The 13,855-nt window shown below is 39.2% G+C and carries 10 protein-coding genes; 4 read left to right on the top strand and 6 right to left on the bottom strand.

From position 1 onward, the window contains the following. Nucleotides 1-118: 118 nt before the first annotated feature. From BXY82_RS04330 to BXY82_RS04320, 3 genes are all read right to left on the bottom strand, one after another. Nucleotides 119-3,085, bottom strand: coding sequence for a glycoside hydrolase family 3 N-terminal domain-containing protein (locus BXY82_RS04330; protein WP_133756939.1), 2,967 nt, complete (start codon nt 3,083-3,085; stop codon nt 119-121). Nucleotides 3,086-3,282: 197 nt separating this feature from the next. Continuing rightward, on the bottom strand, nt 3,283-4,185 hold the full coding sequence (locus tag BXY82_RS04325; protein ID WP_133756938.1) for a phospholipase A: 903 nt from the start codon (nt 4,183-4,185) through the stop codon (nt 3,283-3,285). A 24-nt stretch (nt 4,186-4,209) separates the two neighbouring features. Further along, nucleotides 4,210-5,754, bottom strand: a complete 1,545-nt coding sequence (locus BXY82_RS04320; RefSeq protein ID WP_133756937.1) for a hypothetical protein — start codon at nt 5,752-5,754, stop codon at nt 4,210-4,212. Nucleotides 5,755-5,901: 147 nt separating this feature from the next. On the opposite strand from BXY82_RS04320, the gene BXY82_RS04315 reads away from it, so the two are divergent. The 4 genes from BXY82_RS04315 (at nt 5,902) to leuB (ending at nt 10,405) form a co-directional block, all read left to right on the top strand. After that, nucleotides 5,902-7,077, top strand: coding sequence for a 2-isopropylmalate synthase (locus BXY82_RS04315; RefSeq protein ID WP_133756936.1), 1,176 nt, complete (start codon nt 5,902-5,904; stop codon nt 7,075-7,077). A 1-nt stretch (nt 7,078) separates the two neighbouring features. Beyond that, entirely contained in the window at nt 7,079-8,491 is a 1,413-nt protein-coding gene (gene leuC, locus BXY82_RS04310; RefSeq protein ID WP_133756935.1) for a 3-isopropylmalate dehydratase large subunit, read from the top strand. 155 nt (nt 8,492-8,646) lie between these two features. Further along, nucleotides 8,647-9,234, top strand: a complete 588-nt coding sequence (gene leuD, locus BXY82_RS04305) for a 3-isopropylmalate dehydratase small subunit (protein ID WP_133756934.1) — start codon at nt 8,647-8,649, stop codon at nt 9,232-9,234. A 52-nt stretch (nt 9,235-9,286) separates the two neighbouring features. Further along, the gene (gene leuB, locus BXY82_RS04300) at nt 9,287-10,405 is read left to right on the top strand and encodes a 3-isopropylmalate dehydrogenase (protein WP_133756933.1); all 1,119 of its coding nucleotides are present in this window, start codon (nt 9,287-9,289) and stop codon (nt 10,403-10,405) included. Nucleotides 10,406-10,526: 121 nt separating this feature from the next. Here leuB and argH read toward each other — a convergent pair whose 3' ends face one another. From argH to argB, 3 genes are all read right to left on the bottom strand, one after another. Further along, the gene (gene argH / locus BXY82_RS04295; protein ID WP_133756932.1) at nt 10,527-11,804 is read right to left on the bottom strand and encodes an argininosuccinate lyase; all 1,278 of its coding nucleotides are present in this window, start codon (nt 11,802-11,804) and stop codon (nt 10,527-10,529) included. 126 nt (nt 11,805-11,930) lie between these two features. Next, nucleotides 11,931-12,992 (bottom strand): M20 family metallo-hydrolase, encoded by a 1,062-nt coding sequence (locus BXY82_RS04290; protein ID WP_133756931.1) that lies wholly within the window; start codon nt 12,990-12,992, stop codon nt 11,931-11,933. Then, on the bottom strand, nt 12,989-13,765 hold the full coding sequence (argB, locus tag BXY82_RS04285) for an acetylglutamate kinase (RefSeq protein ID WP_133756930.1): 777 nt from the start codon (nt 13,763-13,765) through the stop codon (nt 12,989-12,991). Before argB ends, BXY82_RS04290 begins: the two co-directional genes overlap by 4 nt. Nucleotides 13,766-13,855: the final 90 nt, after the last annotated feature.

Genomic DNA, 13,855 nt, shown 5'->3' with positions numbered 1-13,855 from the left:
AGCGGATGTTCACATTAAAATTGTTGACTTCAAATCTTCAAATCTTCAAATCTTCAAAAAATAAACAGATATCCAAACACCTTATTTCGTCACAATACCATCAAAATTTCACCTACTCTTATTGTTTAGCACCTGCTTTTATGGCATTATAAAGCACTTGTTGAATTTCTGTACGTGTGTTCAAATTATACAACCTGACATTATCGCGGGTAGGCGACACCCGGTTGGACAGAAAAATATACAATAACTCCTCCTCCGGATCCATCCAAACCATCGTTCCGGTAAAACCTGTATGACCAAAACTGCTTTCGCTGGCATCTGTTGCTGTATTGTTCACGATGCCTTCTTTGTTTGGGCGACGTTTATCAAAGCCTAAAGCGCGTTTGTTATCGGAATCTGGGAATTGGGTTTTGGAAAAATTTCGCAGGGTTTCTTCTTCAATATAGCGTTTCCCACCATAGCTGCCCATGTTGAGGTACATCTGCATCAATTTTGCCAAATCATTGGCGTTGGCAAATAGTCCGGCATGCCCGGAAACCCCACCAAGCATAATGGCACCTTCATCGTGCACTGTCCCGTGAATGGGTATATGACGGAAATAGAAGTCATTTTCAGTAGGTACAATCTCTTTTAGGCTATATTTAGTTAATGGGTTATAAGTGATGCTTGTCGCGCCCAAAGGTTGGTAGAAATTGTGTTGCAAATACGTGGAGAAATCGTTGTCCACCATACTTTCCACTACTCGTGGTGCTAAGATGAAAAAGAAATCAGAATACACATAACGTTTTGTTTCAAGCAACGGCGATTTCCGAATGGCTTTTACGATTTTATCATCATAATTGCGATGCAAAAACATGTTTTTGGCAATTTTTACGGGGTATTGCGCGGAAGAATCTGTTTTAATGGTCCACCACTTATAACTGCCGTTTTTGCGGTACAGGTTTTTGTAAAACGGTATCCACGATTGAAAACGCGCCTGGTGGGTCAGAATATCACGATAGGAAATATCGGCCTTATTACTGTTCTTAAAACTCGGCAGCTGCTCCGCCAAAGTGCCATCCAGATCAAACTTTTGTTCATCGTATAACTTCATGACTGCCGCCATGGCCGACGAAATTTTGGTCACGGAAGCTAAATCATATAAATCCTCCTTTTTTACGGTAATGGTGTCGTTATAGGTGTGGAAACCGTAAGCTTTATGAAAGACTACTTTTTGATTTTTAGCCACCAAAATCTGTCCGCCAGGAATGGCTTTCAGAGCCATAGCCTGTTGCATTAACGAGTCAATGCCGCCGATTAATATCTCAGAATCCATTCCAACATCTTCAGGAAGCGTATAACTAAAGCGGAGGCCACCTTCAAGGTCTAATCCATCACCATATTTAAATTTAGTTCCAATGCTCACCGGTAATTTACCAGAAGCGCTAATGCCACCAAAAATAAGTTGTGCGGTGAGTTCTTGGGACGCTTTCGAATCTTGATACGCTACTATAAGTCCGTTAGCCTTTTCAATATGTTCTAATTTATCGAGCACATACGGATTCTTGAAAAACGCTACAACACTCTGATGTTTCTGGGAAAATTCGCTGATAAACGCTTGTACTTCAGTCGAAAACTTGAGCGTATTAGCGGGGCGTGTACTCTCGTCATGAATCCCGAGAATCACATGGTCATAGGCTTTAAGCTTCTCTTGCAACGCTGAAATGTCTGCCGATGTAGCTTCAATTGGCAACTGATAAGCGTCCACTTTTGTATAAAGTTTTAGACTCTTCTGAAAACCAGTTTCAGCCTCAGCGCCAATGGAAACGGACGCAAAGCTCACTTTATCCAAGTCTTGAAAAGGCAATAAATTAGCATCATTTTTAAGCACTGTAAGCGATGCAGCAACCAGTTTTCGATGTAATAATAAGGCTTCAGGTGTTTTTATTTCAGCTACGATATGTTCAGAAGCGGTAGGTTGATACTGGTGTAATCCTACCCATTGTTTTACAGCCAAAACTTTTCTGACTTTTCGGTCGATTTCTGCTTGGGAGATCAACCCTTTTTGAATGGCTTTTTTAATCTCTAAAATCGCATCCGGCACACTTTCAGCAAATTCCAAAACGTCATTTCCGGCCAAAATAGCATCTCTATCCACAATGCCTGGCGAATGGCCCTGAGTAACAGCTTTCATCGTCATGGCATCCGTCACGATGAGTCCTTCAAAACCCATTTTTTCTTTGAGCAAATCTGTAACAATGGCTTTGGATAATGTTGATGGCACCCCGGAAGCATCGAGCGCAGGAATGTTTAAATGTGCTACCATAACCCCACCAAGTCCTGCTTCCATTAGTTTCCTGAATGGAAATAATTCCAACGTATCCAAGCGTTTTAGAGAATGATTGATTTGCGGTAAAGCGTAATGCGAATCAATGTCCGTATCGCCATGTCCGGGAAAATGTTTGGCGGTGGTCAATACGAATTGATCTTGCATGCCGCGCATATAAGCCGTTGCTTTTTGGGCGACATTGTGCTTGTTTTCTCCAAAAGAACGGTAATTGATCACCGGATTGTTAGCGTTGTTGTTCACATCTACCACAGGGGCGAAATTGACATGAAGTCCTGTGCGTTTTAATTGCCGCGCTACTTGAGTGCCCATTTCGTAAATAAGGCCATCATCCTGAATGGCGCCCAAAGCCATCTGAAACGGATAACTGATGGTGTTGTCCAATCGCATTCCCAATCCCCATTCGGCATCCATAGCACCTAATAACGGTGTTTTTGAAGCGTTTTGGTAAGTATTTATAAGTTTTACCTGAGTTTCAGGATCGCCTTGAAAGAAGATGAGTCCGCCAATGTTCTGTTCTGCTATGAGCTTTAAAATGGCTTGTGTGTGTTCCTCGCCTTTATTGGAATAAGCGGGCACCATAATGAGTTGCGCAATGCGTTCTTCAACACTTAGGCTTTTCATAATGGAATCTACCCACTGGCTGTTTTCGTATTTTAAAAATTCGGGTTTTTCAAGAACTTTTGTTTGGGCAATAAGAACTTGTCCAGACAGAAGCAGGGTCAAAAAGAAGATTATAGATGTTGTTTTTTGTATCATTTTACATCATTTTAAAATCCTTGAACAATATAAAGCACAAGGATTTTATTTATTAAGAAGGCATTAGATTCTTAAATGTAAGTGATATGTAAAAGGCTACAAAATAAAAATGCCAATGAGAGGTGAAGCTGTCAAAAATTATCATCTAAGCTGGGCATGCAATCTTTGCTATCTTGAAGTGTTTGTGAAGAAAATTTCTACCACTCCACAAATGAAATCCCTAAACCGATTGTGGTTTGGTAATGGTTATAATCGATTAAGTTTTCTCCATAACCGCTAAACACCTGAAGATGGCCTCTCAGGTTGTTTCTGATAGGATACATATAGTTGAACTGAAAACTGCCATGATTGTCATTAAAGGAGAGCGAATTTCGTAACAACAGATTCAAACTATGGCCATTTTTTCGATAAATAACGTTGGCCTCCGCGCGTCCTACATAATCACTAATTTTTGGATTGTCATCAATTTCTGCGTCTGAATCAACGCGAATCCAAGGTTTTAAATAAATTTGAAAATTATCGTGCTCCATCGCAAAATGGAAGATAATTCTATTCCAACTACGCGAAATAGGATCGGCTCTCCCGTTAGATTGGTGGTTGAACGCAAATCCCGCCATCTTCGCTTGAAATCCTAAAAAATTAAAATTGAGAGGATAATTGATGATCAGCTCAGGCTCATAATTGAGCTCCCTAAATGGTCGTGATAACTGCTTATTATACACTTGCCAATACGCAACTTGAGTATAACCCACCCAAATATCGCCCTTCCCGAATAAAAAGGACTGAATCAACTTCGTTTTAAAACTTATCTGAAATTTCGTTTCTGTAGAATGAAGGTCCACGGGCTCATCAAAGGCTGGCGGTTCGCCTACACTTTGTGGCATTTCATTAATCCGATTGCTCCATTTTGCAGGCAATACGTAAAAGGGTTTGTAAGAATTGAGTCGGAATGTTCCAGTTCTATCCTTTTTATTAAGTTCCCATGATTCGGATAAGGATTTGGTAACAATGGAATCTTTTTTTCTAAATAGACCTTGGGCAGTGGCACTAATAGAAAAGCATAAAACAAGGAGAAATAAGGGTGTTTTGTGTATTGACATAGACATTTATTTGGAATGGCCTGATTAGGCAAACTCAGCCTTATATTTATCCCTGATAACTTGGCCCACGGGTTTGTTTTCAATCTTGCTTTCTAACCAAGAAATAATATCGAGATATAAAAAAGCACGACGCTCATAAGGATGATCCTCATATGTTTTTAAAGTTTTATGAAGCTCTATAAATGCATTTTTTAAATCGTGCGGATAAATATCCTGTAAACCTTTGATGAATTTTATCATTTCTTTTTGCACCTCGTACAAATCATTAATCTTTAATAGAAATTTATAGGTGCTTCGCAATAAACTTTCCATATGGTAATCCAATCCTGCTTCATAATGCGCTACAAGATTTAAGACGCGTGCAAAACACTGTAAATCTTCGCGCATAGACAATGTTTTGTTAGAGATGATTTTGTCTAAATAGAAGATACAGGCTTTATTATTGCCAGCGCCAAATTGTAGACTCGCAAATTTGTAGTAAAAAATCATCTTATGATGCCCGTCCAAACGATTATTGAATTTCTTGAATTTTGTTTCAATTCTAGGGATGAGGTTAAGGCCTTCTTCAAAGCTACCGTCTATAAAGTGCTGATTAATCCTATGAAAATTGAGATATAAAAACACTAGTGCCTCTACATTTTCATCTTTCGGAAAATCTGGTTGCTCCACTTGCTCTTCTAAAATGCGGAGCTTCTTTAAAAATTTTGGTTTTTTTCTAATAAAGAAGAGTGCTTCCAATAAATAATTGTTTCCTTTTAAAAACGAAACGGGATTTAGACTGATCATGTGTGGATTCTCGTAAAATAAATCTACCCACTTCGAGGCATATTTATAACAATTTAGAAAATCTTGAAGCAAAAAACTATACCACAAATACGAATTATAGAGCCATAATTTTTCTCTGAACCCTATTTTAGAAAATTCAAATTTTGGAAGTCGGTCATGAAAATATGCGGTGACTTTTTGCCCTTCTTCAGCATTTTTAACATAGCCTGATTTTAAAATGATGCTATATAACTGTAGGGATAAATTGGAAAGTTTGCTGGTAATGACATTCAGTTCACTTAATTGTTTGGCTTGTATAGTAAGCTCATCGGCACGCGTACTAATGCTTCGGGTGATGTATTGCGATTCGATAATTTTTTCGAGCTCCACAATTTCATAGGCCATGTTTTTTTCTTCGTGCTGAATGGCGAGTTCTTTAGCTTTATCTAAAATTCGTAAGCTTTGTTTGTAAAGTCCCTTATGGTATAAAATAGAAGCGAAATCCAATTGTTCTCGAATTTGGGAACGGATATTTTGATGTGATGGATTCAGTTTTAAACTGATTAAAATCTGCTTATACAAATGCGCTTTAACATTTGCTAACTGTTGCTTTTTAACGATTCCTGTTTTTATAATCGAAGGTTCGTCATAGGTTGAGGCTTTGTCTAAAAAGTTAAAAAGATTCAAAAACTTAGAATCAGCATTCACCCCTAAACGACCAACATACAGTTTAAACTGACGTTTTTCTGACTTGGTTAATGATTTCACCAACTGAAATAAATTATCTTTTTGTTCTTTAGTCATCACGTTAAAATCGCATTTAAAATGCTGTTAATCAAATTGTTATAATGATTAAAATCAACTGAACATCGTAAAAGTCCAATCCTTTAGAATTTGAATTTGAATCCAAAGTATAAATTAGCTAGTCAATAGAAAAATAAAACACAACAAATGTCTGATAATAATGTTCAAATTTTTGACACCACGCTGAGAGACGGAGAGCAAGTTCCTGGATGTAAATTGAATACCAAGCAAAAGTTAGTCATTGCAGAGCAGCTGGAAAATTTGGGTGTAGATGTTATAGAAGCAGGCTTTCCAGTGTCGAGTCCTGGCGATTTTAAATCAGTAGAAGAAATTTCAAAACTCATCAAACATACAACAGTTTGCGGATTGACACGAGCGGTTGAAAATGATATCAAAGTTGCTGCGGAAGCTTTAAAATATGCAAAATATCCGAGAATTCATACGGGTATTGGCACTTCGGCATCACACATCAAATATAAATTCAACAGTAATCAGGGTGCCATTTTAGAGCGGGCTTTTGAGGCTGTTAAATTTGCGAAATCCTTTGTAGAAGATGTCGAGTTTTATGCGGAAGATGCAGGACGTACAGATAATGAGTTTTTAGCACGTGTTTGCGAAATGGCCATTAAAGCCGGCGCTACCGTATTGAATATTCCAGACACCACGGGCTATTGCTTGCCAAGTGAGTATGGTGCGAAAATTAAATATTTAAAAGAAAACGTTAAAGGCATTGAAAAGGCCATTCTGTCTTGCCACTGTCATAATGATTTAGGACTGGCAACCGCCAATTCCATAGAGGGTGTGATAAACGGTGCCAGACAGATTGAATGTACCATTAACGGTATTGGAGAACGTGCAGGAAACACCGCGCTTGAAGAAGTGGTGATGGTATTGAAGCAACACCCGTATCTTAATTTGGATACGAATATTAAGACGCCACATTTGTATGGCATCAGCCAGTTGGTTTCAGAAAGCATGGGTATTTATACGCAGCCTAACAAAGCCATAGTGGGCGCCAATGCTTTTGCACACAGTTCCGGAATTCACCAAGACGGTGTGATTAAAAATAGAGCAACCTATGAAATAATTGACCCTAAAGATGTTGGGGTTACCGAGTCCGCAATTGTGTTGACAGCACGTAGTGGTCGTGCCGCTTTAGCTTACAGAGCCAAAAATGTAGGATACGAATTGACCAAGTTGCAATTGGATGACGTGTATGCTAATTTCTTGGATTTTGCCGATCAGAAAAAGGAAATCAATGACCAAGACATTCATCAGATTATCGAAACAAGTAAAGTATATCAACAAATAATTACGGCTTAAGATGGGAAAAACCTTATTTGATAAAGTTTGGGATGCGCATGTGGTTGATACCATTAAAGATGGGCCGCAAATTCTATATATAGATAAACACCTGATTCATGAAGTGACCAGTCCGCAAGCGTTTAAAGAACTTGAAGAACGCAATATTCCTGTGTTCAGGCCTGACCAGATTGTAGCAACGGCCGATCATAACACGCCGACTTTAAATCAGCATTTGCCAATTAAAGATGAATTGTCCAGAAAACAGTTGGAGCAACTTTCTGAAAATTGCAAGAAAAATAATATCACCCTGTATGAGTTAGGGCATAAATACAACGGCATCGTTCACGTTATGGCGCCAGAATTGGGCATTACCCAACCGGGCATGACCATTGTGTGTGGCGACAGTCATACCTCAACCCACGGTGCGTTTGGAACCATTGCCTTCGGGATTGGAACGAGTCAAGTAGCGCAAGTTTTTGCGAGCCAGTGTTTGTTGCTTACAAAACCAAAGAGTTTGCGTGTTACCGTCAATGGGAAGTTGAAGAATGGAGTGTTGCCAAAGGATGTCATTCTCTATATCATTTCCAAAATCGGCACCAATTCAGGTACGGGCTACTTTTGCGAATATGCAGGAGATGTGTTTGAAAACATGTCTATGGAAGGCCGAATGACGGTTTGTAATATGAGTATTGAAATGGGCGCTCGTGGCGGCATGATTGCTCCTGACGAAACCACTTTTGAGTATGTTAAAGGGCGTGAATTTGCGCCTAAAGGTGATGAATTTGATAAGAAAGTAGCCTATTGGAAAACATTGTCAACTGATGCTGATGCTACATTTGATAAAGAATACTTTTTTGATGCTGCAGATATTGAGCCGATGCTGACCTACGGTACCAATCCAGGAATGGGCATTAAAATTTCCGAATCCATTCCGGAAACTAATGATGCATCTTTTGAGAAGGCCTTGGACTACATGAATTTTAAGAAAGGCGAAACATTAATTGGCAAACCGATAAATTATGTGTTTATAGGCAGTTGTACCAACTCAAGAATTGAAGATTTTAGGATAGCGGCTGATTATATTAAAGGCAAGCAAAAAGCAGCGAATGTGACGGCCTGGTTAGTTCCTGGAAGTAAACAGGTGGAAGCACAAATTATTGAAGAAGGCTTGAAAACCATTTTTGATGAAGCAGGATTTGAATTGCGTCAGCCCGGATGTTCTGCGTGTTTGGCGATGAATGATGATAAAATTCCGCAAGGCGAATATTGTGTGTCAACTTCAAACAGAAATTTTGAAGGCAGACAAGGGCAGGGCGCTCGAACTATTTTAGCGAGTCCGTTAATGGCGGCAGCGACTGCAGTGGAAGGAAAGATTATAGATATCACAAAACAGTTGCAACACCAAGTGAACCACGAATACACGGCTGTTTAAAGTAGTGATATTGAATTTGATTAAGATTCGTGAATTAGTGGTATATAAAATAATAAAAATAAAAGAGATACCCGCCTCAATTAATCTTGAGCGAAGTTGAAAGACAGGATCTACTTTAAATTTCCACCTCTGTGGGAATGAAAAATAAATTTTCAATGGAAAAATTTAAAACATTAACCGCAACAGCAATTCCGTTAGACATTGAAAACGTCGACACGGACCAGATTATTCCTGCGCGATTTTTAAAAGCCACCAATCGTGAGGGGTTTGGTGAAAACGCCTTTAGAGATTGGCGTTTCCAAAAAGATGGTACTGTCAATACTGAGTTTGTGTTAAATCAACCGCAATACGCAGGACCTATTTTAGTGGCAGGCGATAATTTTGGATGCGGAAGTAGTAGAGAACACGCGGCTTGGGCATTAACCGATTATGGATTTAAAGTGATTGTATCCAGCTTTTTCGCAGATATTTTTAAAGGAAATGCATTGAATAACGGCTTGCTGCCAGTTCAGGTGACACCTGAATTTTTAAAGGAATTAATGACCGCGATTAAAGCGAATCCGCCAACAAAAATCACGGTCGATTTGGTAGCACAGACCATCGGAATAGAAGGTTCAGATCATGTGGAGCCTTTTGAGATTGATGCCTACAAAAAAACGTGTATGATCAATGGTTATGATGACATTGATTATTTGCTGAGTAAAAAAGATACCATAGAACACTTTGAAAAAACGCTTATTTAAGCACCATAATAACTAAAACACGAAGGCCATTATGTCGTCTTCACCACACTATATGAAATTAAAAATAGCAGTATTGCCAGGAGATGGCGTAGGACCAGAGGTAACCGCTCAGGCTGTTAAAGTTTTGAAAGCGATTGCACAAGAATTTGACCATTCATTTCAATTTAAATATGCACCTGTAGGTGCCGTAGCAATTGATGAAACGGGAGATTCATTGCCAAAAAAGACACTCGATTTATGTAAAAATTCAGATGCTATTTTATTTGGCGCTATTGGAGATCCTAAATATGATAATAATCCGGCAGCCAAAGTACGCCCAGAACAAGGCTTGTTAAAGCTGCGTAAAGAATTGGGCTTGTTTGCGAATATCAGACCCGTAAAAGCTTATGACACGCTTTTGGATAAATCGCCGCTAAAAAAACAATTTATAAAAGGCACTGATATTTGCATTTATAGAGAGTTGACCGGCGGTATTTATTTTGGTGAAAAAACGCTCAGTGAAGATGGCAACACGGCATCAGATTTATGTGTGTATTCACGTGCAGAAATTGAGCGTATTACCCATTTGGCCTTTAAAGCAGCACAATCTCGTAAACGCAAAGTGACTTTAGTTGATAAAGCCAATGTGTTAGAATCGTCGCGGTTATGGCGAAAAGTGGTAACCGAAGTGTCGCAAGACTATAAAGACGTGAAGTTGGACTACTTATTTGTGGATAATGCCGCCATGCAAATCATCTTAAACCCAAAACAATTTGACGTCATTCTTACAGAGAATATGTTTGGCGATATCATTAGCGACGAAGCAAGTGTTATTGGAGGTTCTATCGGACTTTTAGCCTCTGCGTCAGTTGGTGATTACTTTGCCATGTTTGAACCGATCCACGGTTCTTATCCGCAGGCAAAAGATTTAGGCATCGCTAACCCGATTGCTTCCATTTTATCAGCAGCGATGTTGTTAGATCATTTTGAACTTTTTGAAGAAGCAGAATTGATCAGGGAAGGGGTAGAGAAATCGTTGAAATTGAACATTACCACACCAGAATTGAACAGTAAGTTCAATCATATAACTACAACCAAAGTGGGTGACTTTATTGAGGATTTCATCAATAATCCGAAAGATACCAACATGAATTTTACAAACATTCACTTAGGACAATCTACTATTATTTAAGTTAATATTGTTAGTCAGATTTTTAATAGTAGCACAGTAGAAAAGCATCCGTGAAGGATGCTTTTCGTTGTTTATAGGTTGATTTAATTTTTTCTTTAAGTGTCTGAAAACGAAAACTAAATTACAACTTCGGAAACTTCGCTTTAATCTTATCTAAACACAAATTCCCCATACTCCCCACATGCGAATGTGCCTTTGACGTATCGGGCTTATACGTGCCTTCCTGTACTTGTTTTCCAATAATTTGATATGCTTCACGGAAACTCATTCCACCTTCTACCAAGGTATTGATATTATCTACTGTGAATAAATACTGGTATTTAGCATCATTTAAATCGATATCCTTGACCTCAATTTGCTGAATGGCATAGGTGAAAATATCCAAAATATCCTTGACATCATTAATGGCAAGAATCATATTTTCTTTCAACAATTGATAATCGCGGTGGTAACCACTTGGAAGGTTATTGGTAATTAACACCATCTCGGTCTGTAAAGCTTGAATTTTATTACACTTTCCACGAATCAACTCAAACACATCCGGATTCTTTTTATGAGGCATAATACTACTTCCTGTAGTCAATTCATCCGGGAAGGTAATAAACCCAAAATTTTGGCTCATATAAAGGCAAATATCCATAGCAAAACGCGCCATAGTATTACACAAACTACCTAAAGTCATCGCAATGGTACGTTCACTTTTTCCGCGCGCCATTTGGGCGGCCACAACATTATATTTTAAGGTAGCGAATTGTAGTTCTTTAGTGGTCAATTCTCTGTCAATACCAAAAGAACTGCCATAACCCGCTGCAGAACCTAACGGATTTTGATCCACCGTTTTTAAGGCCGCATTGAGTAAATAAACGTCGTCCACCAGCAATTCCGCATAGGCAGAAAACCATAAGCCAAAGGAGGAAGGCATGGCCACTTGTAAATGCGTATATCCAGGAAGTAGCGCTTTTTTGTGAGTTTCGGCAAGATTTAACAAGGTGTTGAAAAACACTTCAGTTTTCTCGTGAATACTCCCAAGATTTTCTTTGTAAAACAACTGTAAGGCCACTAAAACTTGATCGTTTCTAGAACGCGCCGTGTGGATTTTTTTACCAACCTCACCTAAAGTTTTGGTCAATTCAAACTCAATTTTAGAATGCACATCTTCAAACTGCGCGTCAATGGTAAACGTGCCGTCTTCAATTTGCTGCGCTAAAGTTTCTAAGCCACCTTGCAATTGCTCCAATTCATCTTCAGATAATATACCAATAGACTGCAACATTTTAGCGTGCGCCAAAGAAGCCTGCACATCATATTTAGCAATATGCAAATCAATTTCCCTATCGTTACCAACGGTGAATTGTTCTATTTTTTTGTCAATACTTATTCCTTTATCCCAGAGTTTCATAATAGTCCTGCGAAGGCAGGAATCGCTTCCCGCTTTCATTTTTATTAATTAATTTTCATTTTGAACCAATATTTGGATGGAAGCAAGATCAAGTCTTGGTTCTTGGTTCTTCGTTCTTTTTTCTACTTAAAGTATCCACTCCAACAACCTCACATACAACCCAATCCCATCCTCAATCTCACGAATATAAATAAATTCATCCGCAGAATGTGATCTCGTGCTATCACCCGGGCCTAATTTTAACGACGGACAAGTTAAGGTTGCCTGATCTGAAAGTGTTGGCGACCCATAGGTGGATCTTCCTAAAGCGATGCCAGCCGTTACCAATGCGTGATCTTCAGGAATGGACGACGAGTTTAAACGTAAACTTCTAGGGATGATGCTACTGCACGGCGATTCTTTTTGTAGAATTTCCACAATTTCAGCGTTAGTGTAGCAATCATTCACCCGCACATCAACCACTAAATCCACTTCTGCAGGCACGGCATTGTGTTGTTTTCCTGCATTAATTTGGGAAACTGTCATTTTAACTTCTCCTAAGGCAGCCGAAACCTTATCAAATTTATAGTTTTTAAACCATTGTAAAACTTCAATCGTATTATAAATGGCGTTGTCATCATTAGGATGCGCAGCATGACTTGGCGTGCCTTTAACTTTGGCGTCAAACACAACCAGCCCTTTTTCAGCAATGGCGAGCTGCATCAAGGTGGGTTCGCCCACAATAGCCACATCAATGTGCGGAATAACCGCCAACATGCTATTAAGTCCATTAGGGCCGCTGCTTTCTTCTTCTGCGGACGCTACAAGAACTAAGTTATAGTTGAGGTTGGGACGCTCATAAAAATAGGTAAACGTCGCTATTAACGATACCAAACAACCACCAGCATCATTGCTTCCCAATCCAAATAATTTCCCGTCTTCCACAATCGCTTTAAAAGGATCTTTAGTGTAAGCGGTATTTGGTTTAACCGTGTCGTGGTGCGAATTGAGCAATAAGGTCGGTTTGGAATCGTCAAAATACTTATTAGTGGCCCAAACGTTGTTTTTGGTTCGTGTGTAAGGTATAGCTCGTTTCTCAAACCATTGCTCAACAAGCGAAGCTGTTTCATCTTCTTCAGAGGAAAAAGATGGTGTTTCGATTAACTTTTTAAGCAATGCAATGGCATCTGTGGTCAGTTTTTCTATCATTTGGTAATGGTTGTAAAATTTGCAGTGGCGTCAAACAACATCTCTGGTTTGCCAATACACACTTTATAAACGTTCTTTTGGACAGCGTGAATGCAATTATTTAATTTTGGTAGCATGCCGTCAACGATAATCTTATCATCAATTAACCCTTGATAGGATTGTGTCGTTATTTTTTTTATGACTGACGATTCATCCGCAATATCCCGCATGACCCCGTTTTTCTCAAAGCAATAGTATAATTCGGTTTGATATTGGTCCGCAAAAGCAATAGCCAATTCTGAGGCAATGGTATCGGCATTTGTATTTAGGAGTTGTCCTTTTTTATCGTGGGTTAGTGCACAAAATACCGGCGTCACCTTATGATCTAACAACACTTGTAGAATTTTGGTGTCTACTTTTTCAACATCGCCCACAAAACCGAAATCCGTAGTTGTTACAGGACGTTTTTTAGAACGAATAGTATTCCCATCTGCACCCGAAAACCCGATAGCATTACAGTTTTTAGACTGCAATTGCGCGACAATGTTTTTGTTGATTTTCCCGGCATATACCATGGTGATGAGGTCTAATGTGGCTTGATCGGTAATGCGTCGGCCGTCAATTAGCTTCACTTCAAGACCCAGTTGATTGGCGAGTTGAGTTGCTAATTTTCCGCCGCCATGAATCAATAGTTTTGGCGATTCAATAGCTGCAAAAGCCTCTAAAAAGGACGCTAGTGCCGCGTCATTATCAATGATATTGCCGCCTATTTTTATGATTTTTAGTGTTTTCATGCCATGCCCGTGTCTTTCGACTTCGCTCAAGATGAACTCCAGCGAATTTTTTTTTCTTCCAAGACCTCACAGGTTTCATCCCGAAAATAC

The sequence above is a fragment of the Gelidibacter sediminis genome (assembly GCF_004364975.1).
In the GTDB taxonomy this organism is placed as follows: Bacteria; Bacteroidota; Bacteroidia; order Flavobacteriales; family Flavobacteriaceae; genus Gelidibacter; species Gelidibacter sediminis.
The sequence above is the reverse complement of the archived record's forward strand: the minus strand, read 5'-3'. Positions and strand labels throughout refer to the sequence as shown.